The sequence below is a fragment of the Allobosea sp. GW821-FHT03A12 genome (genome assembly GCF_058986765.1).
Window position 1 is genome coordinate 1 of sequence record NZ_JBYSVZ010000012.1, and the last position, 15,530, is coordinate 15,530.

The following is a 15,530-nucleotide window of genomic DNA, read 5'->3' on the forward strand; positions in this document are numbered from 1 at the left end:
CGTCGGCCCCGCCAACCACGCCGGAAAACGCGAGATCCTCGTCGAGACCGGAAGGGCAAGGGAAGACGAAGAGTGAGCCTCAAGGCTCAGTCCGACCAGGAGAGCAGGATCTCGTAGGCCGTCGGCTTCACTTGGCGCATGTCCGGATTGGACGAGGAGAATTCCTTGTCTCCCGAGAGCCGATCGAGCGCCTTGGCGTCGGCGCCCTTGGGATAGCCGAAGCGGATCGTCAGCCTGCAGCCGCCGAAGGCTTTGGCGAGCTTGCCGCCCTGCCAGTCGGCGGCGGTGCCGGAATAGTCCCAGTCGAAGCCCAGGATGCTGAACGGCTTGCCGTTGGCGGCCTCGACAGCGGCGAGGGCCGTCCCGATGGCGAGGCGCTCGCCCGCCGGCCCCGCCACCGCCCAGGCCGAGCCCCCGCGGACATAGATCGTGCCTGGCTGCCGGCGCTTCTTGCCATCGCGCCAGATCAGTTCGAGCCGGCGCTTCCTGTCCTTGGGAAAGAGGATGGCGCCGGTGGCCTTCTCGCCTTCGCCGATCTCGATGCGGGCGCGCTGGACGTTTCCGGCCCCGAAAGCCTTGATCAGTGAGGCTTCGTCGGCATCACGGGCGAAGGGGCCGGAGCAGGCCAGCATATCGGCTGTCTGCGCCTGAGCCGGGCTGGCTGCGGCGATCAGGGCAAGCGCCGCGAACCCGATCCTTGAAGCGCTGAGTTGCATCGACGAACCCGATCTGCTGACATTCGCATGGCTACCTGCCCCAGTCCTTGCGGCGGTCTGAAGCCGGACCGAACCTTTGTGGGGCGCAGGCGTTTCCTCGGAGATTAAGAGGATGACGCGATGACAGCCATTCACCAGGCCGGAGGACCGCCGGGCGGAGCACCGACCAGCCCGACGCCGCCGCCGGAATTGCCGCCGATGAACCCGGGCGAGGTTTCGCCGGCGCCGCCGATCGAGAATCCGCCCGACAACGAGCCGAACGGCATCCCGAACGATCCGCCGCCGGAGCTGCCGCCGAACGCGCCGCCCGAAGGCCCGCCGGCGACGCCGATCGACCTGCCGCCGGCGCGCGATCCGCGCGAGCCGCAGGAGCATCGTCAGTAGGGGCGTAAGTCATGGATGACGATCTCGCCGGCATGACATCCGAGCAGTTGATCGCGGAGGTCAGGCGCCTGCGCGCTGGCATCCGCGCGCATCGCGATTCATCCGGGCACGATCTGTGCTGGCATCATCCGCAGCTCTGGGGTTTGCTGCCTGAGCAGGTCGAGCCGGATATCGCGGTGCCGCCTTGGCCGAAATTCCTGCGCGGCTGCCTGCGCTATCGCGAGAGCCTGGACCGGCAGCGCCCGGACGCTGCCGTCCTTGGTCGGGAGTATGGCGAAGGCGGCCCGCAGGCCACCGCGCCTCAGAGCGCCGGGCGGTCGCTCTCGCCGAGGTCCCAGTAGAGTCCGGCCATCAGGCCGAGCGCCTCGCGCGGGATCGCGACGGGAACATGCTCGTTCGGAGCATGCTGCGAGCAGCCGGGATAGGAATGCGGCACCCAGATCGTGCGCATGCCGACGATGTCCGCGAAGATGTCGTTGGGCAGGCCGCCGCCGAGATTGGGCAGCAGCGCCGGCTTCTTGCCGGTGCTCTTCTGGAGCGAGGCCAGCGCCCATTCGACCCACGGATCGTCGGGATCGAGCCGGGTCGCGTTGAAGACCGCATCGCGCGCCTTGGTCATCTCGACCATGCCGAAGCCATGGCGGTCGAAATGGCGGCGCAGTGCCGGCATGACGTCGTCGGGGTCAATGCCGACGACGAAGCGCAGGGCGCAGCGTGCCCAGGCGCTGGGCGGCACCGCGTTGACCGGGGTCTCCGGCACGCCCGACTTCATCGCCAGCACGTCGAAGGAGCACCAGCCAAAGACCTGCTCGGCCGGCGACAGGCCGGGCTCGCCCCATTCGGGGTCGATGGTCGGGCCATCGGGTCCGCCGTCGATCTCGCAATCGGCGAGAGCCTTGCGCACCGCCGCCGGCAATTCCTTCGGCACCCATTCATGGATGCGGATCTGCCCGGTCGGCGAGGTGATCGAGGCGATGGCGTGGGCGAGCTGGATCGCCGGATCGGAGAGGATGCCGCCCCAGTTGCCGGAATGGTGGCCGCCCTCGCGGGCGTTGATGGTGAGGTCGAAGGTGACGCCGCCGCGGGCGCCCAGGAAGATGGTCGGGCGCTCGGCATTGAGGCGCGGCCCGTCGGAGGCGATCAGCACGTCCGACTTGAATAGCTCCTTCTGCTCGGTGCAGAGCTCGCGCAAGCCGGGCGAGCCGCATTCCTCGCCCATCTCGATCAGGTACTTCACGTTGAAGCCGAGCTTGCCGCCGCGCGTCTCGAGCACGGACTTCAGCGCGCTGATGTTGATCAGGTGCTGGCCCTTGTTGTCGACGACGCCGCGGCCGTACCAGCGATCGCCGCGCTCGGTCAGCGTCCAGGGCGAGAGGCCTTCGGCCCATTGCGCGTCGAGCCCGCGGATGACGTCGCCATGGCCGTAGCCGAAGATGGTCGGCAGGCCCTCGGCCTCGATCCGCTCGGCGAAGAGGAAAGGCCCCTTGGCCTTGGGATGGTTCAGCGTCCGGCAGGTGAAGCCGAGGCTCTCCAGCAGCGGCTGCATCTCCTGCTCCAGATACTCTGTGAGCACCGGCGCGCGCTCGGGATTCTGGCTTTCCGTCGGCATGGCGATGAGCCGCGACAGGTCGCTCTTGAAGCTGCCGGAGTCGAAATAGTCGAGCGCATGGGCGATGGCCTTGGCGCGGGTCATGGTGGTCACTCCGTTACAGGATCAATTGCGCTTTTCGGGCGAGATCACGTCGCGCAGGCCGTCGCCAGCGAGGTTGATCGCGAAGATCAGCAGAGCCAGCGCCGTGCCGGGCAGGGCGATCAACCAGAACGAGAAGAACATGTAGGCCTTGGCCTCGGAGACCATCAGGCCCCAGGACGGCAGCGGCGGCTGGACGCCGAGGCCAAGGAAGGAGAGAGCGGCTTCGAGCAGGATGGCGCTTGCCGCTTCCAGCGTCGCCACCACGATCAGATGCGGGGCGATGTTGGGCAGGACCTCGCGCAGGATGATGCGGGCCGTGCTGGCGCCGGAGGCCTGCGCCGCCGTGATGTAGTCGAGCGAGCGGACCTGCTGCGTCGCACTGCGCATCACCACGGCGAAGCGGTCCCATTTCAGCAGGCCGAGCACCAGGATGACGATCCAGAGCGAGGAGCCGATGATGGCGACGACGGCGAGCGCCACCAGGATCACCGGCATGGCGAGGCGGGTGGTGACCATGAAGGTCACGGCCATGTCGACGCGACCGCCGAAATAGCCGGCAACGAGGCCCATGGTCGTGCCGATCAAGCCGGCGATGGCGACGACGCTGATGCCGATGATCAGCGAGATGCGGGCGCCGTAGAGCAGGCGCGAGAGATAGTCGCGCCCGAGCGGGTCGGTGCCGAGCGGGTGTAGCCAGCTTCCCTTCTCGTACCAGACCGGCGGGACGTTCCGCGCCGTCAGGTTCTGCAGATAGGGATCGTGCGGCGCCAGCACCGGTGCGAGCAGCGCGATCGCGACGAACAGCACCAGCAGGCCGAAGCCGAGCAGGAAGGATTTCTGGGCCAGCGCCCGGCGCAGCAGGCGGCGCCCGCCGGTGACGTCGCTGGAGGCGAGGGGGAGGGAGGTCGCGTCGCTCATTTCAGGATACCCGGATGCGCGGATCGAGCCAGGCATTGGCGATGTCGGCCAGCAGCGTCAGCAGGACGTAGACGACCGAGAGCAGCAGGACGATGACCTGCATGACCGGGAAATCCTTGTAGGTGATGCTCTGATAGGCGAGGTAGCCGAGCCCATCGAGCGCGAAGATCGTCTCGATCACCACCGAGCCGCCGAGCAGGAAGCCGAGCTGCACCGCCGTCAGCGCCACGACCGGGACGGCAGCGTTGCGCAGCGCATGGGTGACGATGACGGCATGGGAGGAGAGGCCCTTGGCCCGGGCAGTGCGGATATAGTCGGCCGAGAGCACCTCGATCATGCCGGCCCGGATCAGGCGCATGAAGGCCGGCGCGATATAGTAGCCGAGCGCGATCGTCGGCATGACGTAATGCAGCCAGCTGCCTGAGCCGGAGACCGGCAGCCAGCGCAGCGTGATCGAGAACAGCATCACCAGGATCAGTGCGAAGAAGAAGTTCGGCAGGGCCTGGCCGACGACGGCGATGGCGAGCGCCAGCCGGTCGATCCAGCTATTGGCGTAGACCGCGGCGAGCACGCCGAGCGGGATCGAGATCGCCAAGGCGAAGGCGAGCGAGGAAAGGCCGAGGATCAGCGTCACCGGCAGCTTGGCGAAGACCAGCGCGGCGACGTCGGTCTTGAAGTAGATCGAGGTGCCGAAATCGCCCGAAAGCGTCTTCAGCAGCCAGTCGAAATACTGGACGACGAGCGGCCGATCGAGCCCGTAGGTCTTGCGGATGACGTCGAGATCGGCCTGCTGCGCGCCCTCGCCAGCGATCGCGACCGCGATGTCGCCGGAGAGGCGCAGCAGGAAGAAGGCGATGGCCGAGACCGCAAGCGCGACGAGCAGCGCCAAGCCTAGCCTTTTGACGATGAAGCCTAACACGAGATGCGTCCGGAGTGGTGCACAGCGATGACATCCAGCGGCTGGGCGCGTGCGCAAGGAGCCGCTGCGCGAACCCCTCCCCCTTGTGGGGAGGGGTGGGGGTGGAACGACTGGGTGAGCGACCCGGAGATTGGCACCAGCGTCAATGCGACATGCGAGCGTCGCGCCTTGGCTTTGCGACCCCCACCCCTAACCCCTCCCCACAAAGGGGAGGGGAGCTCTGTGGCGCTTTTGCGCGTCACTTCCAGCCCATCTCCCAGAAGCGGACGAGCTCGTCCGGATAGGCCTTGAAGTTCAGGTCCTTGTTGGCGACGTAGTAGACCGGCAGCGAATAGAGCGGCACGGCATAGGCCTTGTCGGCGATGATCTTCAGGCCGGCCTTGTAGGCCTCCTTGCGCACCGCCGGATCGACCGAGTTGTTGCCCTTCTCCAAGAGGTCACGGACCTGCGGGTCGCGGGTGATGTCCTCGCTGCGGAAGGCGAAATAGTTCGGCGTCGCGGCCGAGACGTCGTTGACCGAGAACGAGCCCCAGGTCTGGTGCGTCAGCATCGCCTTGTTGGTGGCGATCTGCTCGCGCATCGCGGCGTATTGCAGGAAGCGCAGATTGGTCTTGATGCCGACGGCCTGGAGATAGCCGATCAGCGCCTCGGTCTGGTTGCGCTCGCGATAGGCGACGATGTCCATGGTCAGGCTGGGATGGCCGGCTTCCGCCAGCAGCGCCTTGGCCTTGGCGGGGTCATAGGGATAGCGCGCCGCGCCCTCGTCGGTGCAGCCGAACTGCGAGGGGAAGCAGATCGTGTTGATGACGCGCGAGCCGGTGCCGACGATGTTCTTGACCATCGCCTCGCGGTCGATGGCGTGGATGATCGCCTTGCGGACGCGCTCGTCCTTGAGGGCAGGGGCCGGCGTGCCGTCCTGGATGTTCATCTGCATGAAGACGATGCGCATCGTCTCGCCGGAGACGACCTGCAGCGTCGGCACCGTCTGGAGCTGGTCGGCCTGGTCCTTCGGCACATGCATGATCAGGTCGGCGCCGCCCGAGAGCATCTCGGCCATCTGGGTCTGGCGATCGGGGATGAAGCGAATCTCGAACTTGCCGATCTTCGGCTGCGGCTTCGGCGAATCCTTGAAGTAATCCTTGTTGAGCTCGAGGGTGATCGACTTGCCCGGGACGTAGTTCGAGACCTTGTAGGGGCCCGAGCCGACCGGCTTCTCGTTCTGGCCCTTGGGGCCGACCTTCTCGTAATACTCGTTCGGATGGATCACGACCGGGCCGGCGAGATACTCGATCGCCGCCGGGTAGATCTCCTTGGTGGTCAGCCGGACCTTGTACTTGTCGAGCTTCTCGGCCTTGGCGATCCAGTTGACGTTGCCCTGGGTGACGACCTTGTTCTCGGGCTTGGAGATGAAGTTCAGCGTGTAGACGACGTCGTCGGCGTCGAACTCCTCGCCATTGTGGAACTTCACGCCCTCGCGCAGCTCGAAGTCGATGGTCTTGTCGTCGACCTGCTTCCAGCTCTTGGCGAGCTGGCCCTTGTATTCGTTGGTCGCGGGGTCGCGGTAGATCAGCGTGTCCCAGACATTGGCGCCGATGATCACGCCGATGCGGACATTGTTGAAGAACGGATCGACGCTTTCCGGCGCCTGGTCATAGGCGAAGCGGACGGTGTTGGCGGCCTTCTGGGCCAAGGCGGGTGTCGCAAAGGCGGTCGCAGCCAAAACGGTTGCGGCCAGGGCCGTGGAGGCCTTGTCGAAGAAGCGCATGTTTTCCCCTCGCAGCATTGTTGCTTGTCTGTTTCGGCGGGCAGCCTCGGCCACCGTCACGCCGGCGACACAAACTCTGCACAGCTTCGTGCTTGCCGCCATAAGAATGAATCGAAAGGATCGTTGCCGAGACGGCAAGGGGCGGCTACTGCACGCCCATGCAGACTCCGGCCTTGCGATATTTCCTGGCGGTGGTGCGGACCGGCTCGATCAGCGCCGCGGCGCAGCGCCTGCGTGTCGCCGGCTCCGCAGTCAGCCGCCAGATCGCCAATCTCGAAAAGGAGCTGGACGCCGCGCTGTTCGAGCGGCGCTCGCACGGCATGATCCTGACCCAGGCCGGCCAGACGCTCGCGGCCTACGCCCAGCGGCTCGAACTGGAGAGCGAGCAGGTCGTCAGCGAGATCCGCGAATTGCGCGGCGCCAGCAAGGGGCTGATCCGGCTCGGCGTCACCGAGGGCTTCGCGGTCAGCTTCATCCCCGAGGTGATCTATGCCTTTCGCCAGCAGCATCCGGATGTCGCCTTCGACGTCAAGGTGATGTCGCCGCAGGTCGTCACCGAGCATGTCCGCACCGGGACGATCGATCTCGGGCTGACCTTCGTGCTGCAGCAGGAGCGCGGCGTCACCATCAACTGGCAATGTGCGGCGCGGACCTACGCCTTCGTCGCGCCGCACCACCCGCTGGCAGACAAGGACGCGGTCAGGGTCGAGGACATCTTCGCCCACCCGGTCGCGGTGCTCGACAGCGAAGCGACGGTGCGCAAGATCGTCGACATCTATTTCTCGGCGCGCGGGCTGACCGTCGACGCCGTGCTGACCTCGACCAATGTCGCGAGCCTGCGCCATTTCTGCAAACTCGGCGGGGCCGTGATGTTCGCAAGCTCGATCACCTTCGGCGCCTCGATCCGCGATGGCTCGGTTGTGGCGCTGCCGCTGAGGGACGGCGACCTGCCGCCGCGCAGCCTGCAGATCCAGAGCATGTCGGGCCGGGCACTGCCCAAGGTGGTGACCAATTTCATGGGTGCGCTGATCGAAGAGCTACAGCAGGCCGATACGCTCGCGACCATGGCGACCGAGCGGGCTCCGGCTCCCGAGGCCCGGCAGGCATGAGCGTAACGACGAAGGCCGATGCGCTCGAGATCATGGTGCCGCATGCACATCAGCTCGTCGCGCGCGACGCGATCCTGGGGGCGCGGGCGGCCGGCAAGCCGGGCTTCCTGCTCGGCGACCTGACCGGGCTTGGCAAGACGCTCTCAGCCTGGCTCGCCATCTCGGCGATGCCGGAGCAGGAGGTGCTGGTGATCTGCCCGAAGGGCGCGATCCCGCAATGGCGGCGCACCATCGCCCATGCCGGCCTGCCGGCGAAGAAGCTCACCCTGATGAATTTCGAGCGGACCAAGTCGCTGCTCGCGCCGCCGCCGGCCTCGAACAAGCGCTCGACCCGAGCGAAGAACAACGAACTCGCCAAGCACGGCACGCCGAAGCGGGTCTGGCCGCTGGTGGTGATCGATGAAGCCCATCGCATCCGCAATCCGAACTCGCAGCAGGGGCTGGTCTGCCGGCAGATGGCGGCTGCGGCGCAGTTCACGATCTATATGAGCGCGACGGCAGGGCAGGCGCCGCACGAGCTGTCCTATCTCGCGCGGCTGCTCAGCGAGGCGACGGGTGCGCCGGGCGGCGATCTCGACGGCTTCCGGGCGCTGATGAAGCGGCTGAAGATCGGAAAGGCCAAGGGGCGCTGGAAGAACTGGAGCTGGGAGCCGAACGAGAGCGACCGCAAAGTGATGGCGGATCTGCTCTATCGCGGGCGCAACGCCATCGGCCTGCGGCGTCGGCCCGAGGAGATCGCCGGCTGGCCGGAGGTGCAGCGCGAGCTCGCTCCGGTCGCGCTCGATACCGCCGAGCGCAAGCTCTACGACGCGACCTGGCGTGAATTCCGGCGTGAGCTCGGCCTTGCCGGCGGCTCGACCCGCAAGCCCGCCGGCTGGGCCGCCGATCTGCGCTTCCGCCAGAAGGCGAGCCTCTTGCGCACCGCCGGCACCGCCGAATTCTGCCAGGACCTGCTGGAGAATGACGAGCAGGTGGCGATCTCCGTCGCCTTCCTCGAAACCGGAGCGATGCTGGCCGAGAAGCTCACGGGCAAGGGCTGGCGCGTCGGCTCGATCACCGGCGAGCACTCCGGTGAAGCCAATGAGGCGACGCGGATCGCCTTCCAGACCGGCAAGCTCGACGCGGTTGTCTTCACCGTGACCGAGTCGATCTCGCTGCATCGGGCCGAGATGCCGGGCGGCGAGCGCGAGCGGGCGCTGGTCGTCCATGACCTCCGCCACAGCGCGATCCAGCTGCAGCAGATCGAGGGCCGCTGCCATCGCGACGGCCAGCACGCCACGATCTTCTACGCCTATGCCGAGGATACGGTGGAAGAGAAGGTCGCCGCGACCGTGCTTGCCCGCATGGCGGCGATGGAGGGGCTGGCGGGCGACGAGACGGCGCTGCTTGACGCGATCGCCGGCGAGGTCGAGCGGGCGGCGCTGGCGCGGGAGGCGGCTTGATACGGAGCCACTTCGTCATTGCGAGCGAAGCGAAGCAATCCAGTCTCATAGAGCGCTGCCGCCCCTGGATTGCTTCGTCGGCTGGCGCCTCCTCGCAATGACGGGAGAGGGGGCTAATTCATCTGCGAGCGCGGCGGCTCGTCCGGCGCGCGCTCGCCGACGCGCTTGGCCTGATCGACGGCGCGCTCGGTCGCACCGACGGCCTTGTACCAGAGGTCGCGCGTGTACGCCCCCTGATGGACGATGGCGTCGTAGCCGATGGCGATCACCGCGATAACCAGCAGAATCCGAAACATGGGTATCCCCCGTCCAAAATGATGTTCGACAGAAAACGCCTGGGCGGCGGCGGGGTTCCGCTGCGGCGAGGTTGACCGCTGCCGTGCGGCATTGTCCCCTCCGCCGGCAGGGAGGCGCACCGGATGTTCGACGATCTCAACGGCAAGCGGGTTCTGGTGACGGGCGCCTCTTCAGGACTCGGCGCGCATTTCGCCCGGCTGCTCGCCGGGAAGGGCGCGCTGGTCGCCGCCGCAGCGCGACGGACCGAGCGGCTTCAGGCCCTGGCGCATGAGTGCGAGGGCTTGCCAGGCAAGGTCTTGCCGCTCGCGCTCGATGTGAGTTCGGTCAAGGCGATCGAGGCAGGCGTCGCCGAGGCTGCCAAGCTGCTCGGCGGGCTCGACGTGCTGGTCAACAATGCGGGTGTCGGCGAGACGGAAGCTGCGCTCTCGGTCAGCGAGGCGCAATGGGATGCGCAGCTCGACGTCAACCTGAAGGGCTGCTTCTTCGCGGCGCAGGCGGCGGCGGCGATCATGGCGGAGCGGGACGGCGGCGGGGCGATCGTCAACATCGCCTCGATCCTCGGCGAGCGCGTCGCCGGCAAGGTCGCGCCCTATGCGATCTCCAAGGCCGGGCTGATCCAGATGACCAAGGCGCTGGCGCTGGAATGGGCCCGGCACGCGATCAGGGTCAATGCGCTGGCGCCGGGTTATATCGTCACCGACATCAACCGCGAGTTCTTCGCCGGCGATGCCGGCGAGGCGCTGAAGAAGCGCATCCCGATGCGCCGGGCCGGCGAGCTCGACGATCTCGACGGGCCGCTGCTGCTGCTCTGCTCGGATGCGGGGCGCTACATGACCGGGGCGGTGGTTGCGGTCGATGGCGGGCATCTGGTCAGCGGGTTGTAGGTAACAGGAGGACGCCATGCACAAGCCCGATGGGCACAACGCCGTCTCACCCTATCTCCTCGTCGCGGATGCCGAGCAGGCGCTCGCTTTCGCCAAGGCGGTGTTCGGAGCCGACCCCAGCTTCATCGCCCGGCGCGAGGATGGTGGGATCATGCATGCCGAGTTCAGGATCGACGATTCGATCGTGATGCTCGGGCAGGCGCAGAGCGGGCCGGAATGCCATGTCCATGTCTATGTCGCCGACCCCGATGCGCTGATCGAGAAGGCGCTGGCGGTCGGCGGCACGCTGATCCAGGCGGCGGAGGAGAAGGGCGACGGCGACCGCCGCGGCGGGGTCAAGGACCCGGCCGGGACGACGTGGTGGCTGGCGCGCATGGTCGATCCCGATGCGCGCAAGCGGACGAACAAGCCCTAGCCGGCGGGCAGGAGTTCCTTCAGCCGGATGAGTGCGATCTTCTCGACCTGGGCGAGGGCGGTGGCGAACTCCTGGTCGGGTGTGCTGGTCAGGCGCTGCTCGAAGGAGGCGAGGATGTCGGCCTTGCTCAGCCCCTTGACCGCCAGGATGAAGGGGACGCCGAACCTTGCCTTGTAGGCCTCGTTCAGCGCGGTGAAGCGGGCGCGCTCGTCCGAGGTCAGCCGGTCGAGCCCGGCCGAGCCCTGCTCGCTGGCCGATTCCGGCGTCAGCTCGCCGGCCGCGGCGATCTTGCCGGCAAGGTCCGGATGGGCGTCGAGCAGCGCCTTCTGCCGCTCGCGCGGTGCCTTGTGCAGCACCGCGACCATCGCCTTGTGCAGTTCTTCGGCCGAGTCTTGCTTTGCCGTCAGGCCGGCGGCATGGGTCTGCTCGGCGATCCAGGGCGAGTGCTCCCAGACCCGGCCATAGACCTCGGTGAACAGCGCCTGCGGCAGCCGCGAGGGGGCATAGCCGCCTTCCGGCGGATGCGTCCTCACCCAATGGCGGGCGATGTCGAGCCGGGTCGCGACCCAGACGCGGTCATGGCTCTGGACGTAGTCGAGGAAGCGGGCGAGCGCCGCGGCGCGGCCGGGCCGGCCCACCAGCCGGCAATGCAGGCCGATCGACATCATCTTCGGCGCGCTCTCGCCCTCGGCATAGAGCGTGTCGAACGAGTCCTTGAGATAGGCGAAGAACTGCTCGCCGCTGTTGAAGCCCTGCGGCGTCGCAAAGCGCATGTCGTTGGCGTCGAGCGTATAGGGCACAGCGAGCTGCGGACCATGCGGGCCCTCGAGCCAATAGGGCAATTCGTCGGCATAGACGTCAGCGGTGTAGAGGAAACCGCCCTCGTCCATGGTCAGCGGGATGGTGTTGACCGAGGTGCGGCCCTGATAGCAGCCGAGCGGTCGCTCGCCGGCGAGCTCGGTCTGGATGCGGATCGCCTCGGCGATGTGCTCGCGCTCGAGCTCGGCCGGGGCGTCGCGATAGTCGATCCATTTCAGGCCATGGGTCGCGATCTCCCAGCCGGCCTCCTGCATGGACGAGACGATCTCCGGATAGCGCTGCAAGGCCGAGGCCACCGCGAAGACCGTGACCGGCAGCTTGCGCTCAGTGAACATCCGCCAGAGCCGCCAATATCCGGCGCGCGAGCCGTATTCGTAGATCGACTCCATGTTCATGTGGCGCTGGCCGGGCCAGGGCGCGGCGCCGACGATCTCGGAGAGGAAGGCCTCCGAGGCGGCATCGCCATGCAGGATGCAGTTCTCGCCGCCCTCCTCGTAATTGACCACGAACTGCACCGCGATCCGGGCCTGCCCCGGCCAGTGCGGATGGGGGGCATTGCGGCCATAGCCGACGAGATCGCGCGGGTAGGAAGTGCTCATCAGGTGATTCAAGTCCATGCGACGGTGATTCAAGCGCGGCCGACAAGCCGTTGGAACCAGACTCGTTTTCCGCAACCCGGTCTAGCGCGGAACCCGCCCGCGTCGAAGCGGCGGAAGGCGCTCTTCTGGGAGATGCTCTTTTTCGAAAACGTCTCAGCTGCCGCGATAGGTCGAATAGCTCCAGGGCGAGGCGAGCAGGGGCACATGGTAGTGCCCCTCCGGCTCGGCGATGGCGAAGCGGATCGGCACGAGGTCGAGGAAGGCAGGCTCGGCCAGTTTCGTGCCGAGATGGCGGAAATAGTCGCCGATGGCGAAGGTCAGTTCATAGCTGCCGACGGGCAGCGTGCCGCTGAGCAGGGGCTGATCGGTGCGGCCGTCGGCATTGGTCACCACGTCGGCAATTCGGCTGCGGCTGCCGTCGGGCAGCAGCGCGTCGAGCGCGATCGCGACGCCCGCGGCCGGCTTGCCGTTGACCGTGTCGAGCACATGCGTCGAGAGGCGTCCCATGATCTGTCGTCACTCCTGATCCGATCACGGGCACAGTAGCGGGACAACCCTTCCGGGCAAGGCGTTCGGGCGCGAACCGGGCGGCAAAGCTGCTTTCCCGCGATTGAATCACCTTTGCATTTTCGTTGATAATGAGGCCTCGACGCTACCGAAAGTTGCGTCTAACCCTCCCTCCAAGCGCCTGAAGGCGCATCAAAGACAAAAAAGGGAGGATGCCGATGGATGCCGTAGTCCGGAGCCATAGGGGCGATTCGTCAGTAGTTCATCCGGTCGACGAGGTCCTGCCGGCGCCCAAGTTGTTCGCGCTCGGGTTGCAGCATGTGCTGGTCATGTATGCCGGTGCCGTGGCCGTGCCGCTGATCGTCGGGCGGGCGCTGAAGCTGCCGCCGGAGCAGGTGGCGCTGCTGATTAATGCCGATCTGCTCGCCTGCGGCATCGCCACGCTGATCCAGTCGATTGGCATCGGCCCCTTCGGCATCCGCCTCCCGGTGATGATGGGCGTCACCTTCGCCTCCGTCGGACCGATGGTGGCAATGGCCGGCAATCCCGATCTCGGCGTCACCGGCATCTTCGGCGCGGTGATCGCCGCCGGTGTCTTCTCCGTGCTGGTCGCTCCCGTGATGGGCTCGCTGCTGCCGCTGTTTCCGCCGGTGGTGACCGGCTCGATCATCCTCATGATCGGGATTTCGCTGATGCGCGTCGGCGTCAACTGGGCAGCCGGTGCGGCCGCGCCCAACCTGCCCGGCTATGGCGACCCGATCAATCTGGCGATGGCCGCCTTCGTGCTCGGCGTCATCCTGCTGATCACCAAGTTCGCACGGGGCTTCTTCTGCAATGTCGCGGTGCTGGCCGGCATCGTGATCGGCTGCATCGTCGCGGCGGGGCTGGGCATGATGCATTTCGAGAAAGTCGGCCAGGCCACATGGTTCGCGGTGGTCCTGCCCTTCGCCTTCGGCATGCCGACCTTCAACCTGCTGGCGGCGGTGACGATGTCGGTGGTGATGATCGTGGTGATGATCGAATCGGCGGGCATGTTCCTGGCGCTCGGCACCATGACCGGCAGGACGATCTCGCAGGCCGACATGAACCGCGGCCTGCGCACCGATGGCCTCGGCACCATTATCGGCGGCGTCTTCAACACCTTTCCCTACACCTCGTTCTCGCAGAATGTCGGGCTCGTCGGCGTCACCGGCGTGCGCTCGCGCTATGTCACCGTCGCGGGCGGGCTGATCCTGCTGGCGATGGGCTTCATGCCGAAGCTCGGGGCGCTGGTGGAAGCGGTGCCGCTCTTCGTGCTGGGCGGCGCCGGCATCGTCATGTTCGGCATGGTGGCCGCGACGGGCGTCCGGATTCTCCAGGACGTCGATTACAAGAGCAGCCGCAACAATCTCTATGTCGTCGCCCTGTCGATGGGGTTCGGCATGATCCCGCTGGTGGCGCCGACCTTCTTCGCCAAGCTGCCGCACGCGCTGGACCCGTTCCTGCACTCCGGTATCCTGCTCACGGCGGTCGTGGCCGTGGCCTTGAACCTTTATTTCAACGGTGTGAAATCGGCCGAGATTGCGCGCGAAGAGGCTGCGCGGTCGTCCCACGGCTCCGAATGATCGCCCGTTCCCCGGACAGTAAGAGATTGACGTGATGCTCGACGCCTATCTGATGGAGTGGGGCAGCCAGCTCCTGCGCTGGCTGCATGTGATCGCGGCGATCGCCTGGATCGGCTCGTCCTTCTTCTTCATCCATCTCGACGCCTCGCTCAGGGCCGCGCCCGATGCGCCCAGGACCGAAACCGGCCAGCCGACGCAGTTCCTCGCCTGGCAGGTCCATGGCGGCGGCTTCTATGCGATGCGCAAATACCTGGTCGCGCCCGAGGTGCTGCCGAAGGAGCTGACCTGGCACAAATGGCAGGCCTACTGGACCTGGATCTCCGGCTTCTTCCTGCTGGTCTGGGTCTATTATGCCCAGTCCGAGCTCTACCTGATCGACCCGGCGGTGATGGCGCTCTCGCCCTTCGCAGCAGGCGCGATCGGCATCGCGGCTCTTGCCGGCGGCTGGCTGTTCTACGACCTGCTTTGCAGGTCGCCGCTCGGCAAGAACGACGTCGTGCTCGGCCTGCTCGGCTTCGGCTATGTGATTGCCGCCAGCTGGGCCTTCGCCTCGGTCTTCTCAGGGCGCGGCGCGCTGATTCACACCGGCGCGCTGATGGCGACGATCATGTCGGCCAACGTCTTCTTCGTGATCATGCCGAACCAGCGCAAGACCATCGCCGCGATGGTCGCCGGCGAGGTGCCCGATCCGAAATACGGCAAGCAGGCCAAGCAGCGCTCGCTGCACAACAACTACATCACCCTGCCGGTGCTGTTCCTGATGCTGGCGAACCACTACCCGGTGACCTACGCCAATTCGGCGGTGATCCCGGTGCTGGTCGCGCTGATCATCGTCGCCGGCGCGCTGATCCGCCACTTCTACAATGTCCGCCATGCCGACCATGCCAAGTCGCCCTGGTGGACCTGGGCGGTGGCGGCGCTCGCCCTCTGGCTCGCCTTCTGGGTGGCGATGGCGTCCTCGCCCGGCGGGCGCGAGCGGCTCGGCCTGAAGCCGCTCGACCCGGTGAAGCCGGTGATGCTCGCCGGCCTCGTGCCGCCGTCGCCGGAGGTCGCCAACATCGTCACCGGGCGCTGCGCCATGTGCCATGCGCCCGAACCGTCATGGCCGGGCATCGGCATCGCGCCCAAGGGCGTCTATCTGCACGAACCCGAGTTGATCGCCCGCCAGCGCCGTGCCATCGGCGTGCAGGCGGTGCTGACCCACGCCATGCCGCCGAACAATCTCTCCGGCATGACCGCGGACGAGCGGCGCATGCTCGCCGCCTGGGTGGCGCAGAAGCGCTGATTCCGCCGGCTGGCGCGGCAAGTTGACGCTGTCAGGCCACAGCCGGGCGCCTGATCCACAGCGTTCAGTTTCATTCAGTTTCGGTTCATCGCGGAACCTTCATCGTCGACCCTGATCACATCGGCGTGATCGGCGCGCGATCATGCGTGGCCGGGCGTGCCGGGGGGCCTCGGG

The 15,530-nt window shown here is 66.9% G+C and carries 16 protein-coding genes; 8 read left to right on the plus strand and 8 right to left on the minus strand.

Annotation, left to right across the window (positions count from 1 at the left end):
- Positions 1–86 precede the first annotated feature (86 nt).
- Positions 87–716: a hypothetical protein gene (locus tag AC3WLC_RS30495; RefSeq protein ID WP_493687653.1), complete on the minus strand. Its 630-nt coding sequence runs from the start codon at positions 714–716 to the stop codon at positions 87–89.
- Positions 717–836: 120 nt separating this feature from the next.
- On the opposite strand from AC3WLC_RS30495, the gene AC3WLC_RS30500 reads away from it, so the two are divergent.
- Positions 837–1,100 carry a hypothetical protein gene (locus AC3WLC_RS30500; RefSeq protein ID WP_493687654.1) on the plus strand — a complete coding sequence of 88 codons (264 nt, stop codon included), beginning with the start codon at positions 837–839 and terminating at the stop codon, positions 1,098–1,100.
- Between the two features lie 11 nt (positions 1,101–1,111).
- Positions 1,112–1,441 carry a hypothetical protein gene (locus AC3WLC_RS30505; RefSeq protein ID WP_493687655.1) on the plus strand — a complete coding sequence of 110 codons (330 nt, stop codon included), beginning with the start codon at positions 1,112–1,114 and terminating at the stop codon, positions 1,439–1,441.
- Here the strand turns inward: AC3WLC_RS30505 and AC3WLC_RS30510 are convergent.
- The 4 genes from AC3WLC_RS30510 to AC3WLC_RS30525 all read right to left on the minus strand — a co-directional run bounded on the left by AC3WLC_RS30510 (position 1,402) and on the right by AC3WLC_RS30525 (position 6,395).
- On the minus strand, positions 1,402–2,793 hold the full coding sequence (locus AC3WLC_RS30510; protein ID WP_493687656.1) for a M20 family metallopeptidase: 1,392 nt from the start codon (positions 2,791–2,793) through the stop codon (positions 1,402–1,404). The two genes, AC3WLC_RS30505 and AC3WLC_RS30510, sit on opposite strands and share 40 nt — an antisense overlap.
- A gap of 21 nt (positions 2,794–2,814) precedes the next feature.
- The gene (locus tag AC3WLC_RS30515) at positions 2,815–3,711 is read right to left on the minus strand and encodes an ABC transporter permease (RefSeq protein ID WP_493687657.1); all 897 of its coding nucleotides are present in this window, start codon (positions 3,709–3,711) and stop codon (positions 2,815–2,817) included.
- A gap of 1 nt (position 3,712) precedes the next feature.
- On the minus strand, positions 3,713–4,630 hold the full coding sequence (locus AC3WLC_RS30520) for an ABC transporter permease (protein ID WP_493687658.1): 918 nt from the start codon (positions 4,628–4,630) through the stop codon (positions 3,713–3,715).
- A 238-nt stretch (positions 4,631–4,868) separates the two neighbouring features.
- Positions 4,869–6,395: an ABC transporter substrate-binding protein gene (locus AC3WLC_RS30525; protein WP_493687659.1), complete on the minus strand. Its 1,527-nt coding sequence runs from the start codon at positions 6,393–6,395 to the stop codon at positions 4,869–4,871.
- Positions 6,396–6,553: 158 nt separating this feature from the next.
- Here AC3WLC_RS30525 and AC3WLC_RS30530 point away from each other — a divergent pair, with 158 nt between their 5' ends.
- Both AC3WLC_RS30530 and AC3WLC_RS30535 read left to right on the plus strand, forming a co-directional pair.
- Complete coding sequence (locus AC3WLC_RS30530; RefSeq protein ID WP_493687661.1) at positions 6,554–7,504, plus strand: LysR family transcriptional regulator; 951 nt, start codon at positions 6,554–6,556, stop codon at positions 7,502–7,504.
- Positions 7,501–8,946: an SNF2-related protein gene (locus AC3WLC_RS30535; RefSeq protein ID WP_493687662.1), complete on the plus strand. Its 1,446-nt coding sequence runs from the start codon at positions 7,501–7,503 to the stop codon at positions 8,944–8,946. Before AC3WLC_RS30530 ends, AC3WLC_RS30535 begins: the two co-directional genes overlap by 4 nt.
- 113 nt (positions 8,947–9,059) lie before the next feature.
- Here the strand turns inward: AC3WLC_RS30535 and AC3WLC_RS30540 are convergent, their stop codons facing one another.
- A complete protein-coding gene (locus AC3WLC_RS30540; RefSeq protein ID WP_493687663.1) occupies positions 9,060–9,242 on the minus strand; it encodes a hypothetical protein in 183 nt (60 codons plus the stop codon).
- A 123-nt stretch (positions 9,243–9,365) separates the two neighbouring features.
- Between AC3WLC_RS30540 and AC3WLC_RS30545 the strand changes: the two genes are divergently transcribed.
- Positions 9,366–10,127 (plus strand): SDR family NAD(P)-dependent oxidoreductase, encoded by a 762-nt coding sequence (locus tag AC3WLC_RS30545; protein WP_493687664.1) that lies wholly within the window; start codon positions 9,366–9,368, stop codon positions 10,125–10,127.
- Between the two features lie 16 nt (positions 10,128–10,143).
- Positions 10,144–10,542: a VOC family protein gene (locus tag AC3WLC_RS30550; RefSeq protein ID WP_493687665.1), complete on the plus strand. Its 399-nt coding sequence runs from the start codon at positions 10,144–10,146 to the stop codon at positions 10,540–10,542.
- On the opposite strand, the gene puuE is transcribed toward AC3WLC_RS30550, so the two are convergent.
- Positions 10,539–11,960, minus strand: a complete 1,422-nt coding sequence (puuE, locus tag AC3WLC_RS30555) for an allantoinase PuuE (protein ID WP_493687666.1) — start codon at positions 11,958–11,960, stop codon at positions 10,539–10,541. The two genes, AC3WLC_RS30550 and puuE, sit on opposite strands and share 4 nt — an antisense overlap.
- A gap of 153 nt (positions 11,961–12,113) precedes the next feature.
- The gene (gene uraH / locus AC3WLC_RS30560; protein ID WP_493687667.1) at positions 12,114–12,467 is read right to left on the minus strand and encodes a hydroxyisourate hydrolase; all 354 of its coding nucleotides are present in this window, start codon (positions 12,465–12,467) and stop codon (positions 12,114–12,116) included.
- Positions 12,468–12,685: 218 nt separating this feature from the next.
- Between uraH and AC3WLC_RS30565 the strand changes: the two genes are divergently transcribed.
- Positions 12,686–14,071 (plus strand): nucleobase:cation symporter-2 family protein, encoded by a 1,386-nt coding sequence (locus AC3WLC_RS30565; RefSeq protein ID WP_493687668.1) that lies wholly within the window; start codon positions 12,686–12,688, stop codon positions 14,069–14,071.
- A 34-nt stretch (positions 14,072–14,105) separates the two neighbouring features.
- Positions 14,106–15,356 (plus strand): urate hydroxylase PuuD, encoded by a 1,251-nt coding sequence (locus AC3WLC_RS30570; protein ID WP_493687669.1) that lies wholly within the window; start codon positions 14,106–14,108, stop codon positions 15,354–15,356.
- Positions 15,357–15,530: the final 174 nt, after the last annotated feature.

Excerpts from the sequence above, each read along its gene's own strand:
- AC3WLC_RS30495 (WP_493687653.1), bottom strand. The coding sequence starts at position 716 with ATGCAACTCAGCGCTTCAAGGATCGGGTTCGCGGCGCTTGCCCTGATC.
- AC3WLC_RS30500 (WP_493687654.1), top strand. The coding sequence starts at position 837 with ATGACAGCCATTCACCAGGCCGGAGGACCGCCGGGCGGAGCACCGACC.
- AC3WLC_RS30505 (WP_493687655.1), top strand. The coding sequence starts at position 1,112 with ATGGATGACGATCTCGCCGGCATGACATCCGAGCAGTTGATCGCGGAG.
- AC3WLC_RS30510 (WP_493687656.1), bottom strand. The coding sequence starts at position 2,793 with ATGACCCGCGCCAAGGCCATCGCCCATGCGCTCGACTATTTCGACTCC.
- AC3WLC_RS30515 (WP_493687657.1), bottom strand. The coding sequence starts at position 3,711 with ATGAGCGACGCGACCTCCCTCCCCCTCGCCTCCAGCGACGTCACCGGC.
- AC3WLC_RS30525 (WP_493687659.1), bottom strand. The coding sequence starts at position 6,395 with ATGCGCTTCTTCGACAAGGCCTCCACGGCCCTGGCCGCAACCGTTTTG.
- AC3WLC_RS30530 (WP_493687661.1), top strand. The coding sequence starts at position 6,554 with ATGCAGACTCCGGCCTTGCGATATTTCCTGGCGGTGGTGCGGACCGGC.
- AC3WLC_RS30535 (WP_493687662.1), top strand. The coding sequence starts at position 7,501 with ATGAGCGTAACGACGAAGGCCGATGCGCTCGAGATCATGGTGCCGCAT.
- AC3WLC_RS30540 (WP_493687663.1), bottom strand. The coding sequence starts at position 9,242 with ATGTTTCGGATTCTGCTGGTTATCGCGGTGATCGCCATCGGCTACGAC.
- AC3WLC_RS30545 (WP_493687664.1), top strand. The coding sequence starts at position 9,366 with ATGTTCGACGATCTCAACGGCAAGCGGGTTCTGGTGACGGGCGCCTCT.
- AC3WLC_RS30550 (WP_493687665.1), top strand. The coding sequence starts at position 10,144 with ATGCACAAGCCCGATGGGCACAACGCCGTCTCACCCTATCTCCTCGTC.
- puuE (WP_493687666.1), bottom strand. The coding sequence starts at position 11,960 with ATGAGCACTTCCTACCCGCGCGATCTCGTCGGCTATGGCCGCAATGCC.
- uraH (WP_493687667.1), bottom strand. The coding sequence starts at position 12,467 with ATGGGACGCCTCTCGACGCATGTGCTCGACACGGTCAACGGCAAGCCG.
- AC3WLC_RS30565 (WP_493687668.1), top strand. The coding sequence starts at position 12,686 with ATGGATGCCGTAGTCCGGAGCCATAGGGGCGATTCGTCAGTAGTTCAT.
- AC3WLC_RS30570 (WP_493687669.1), top strand. The coding sequence starts at position 14,106 with ATGCTCGACGCCTATCTGATGGAGTGGGGCAGCCAGCTCCTGCGCTGG.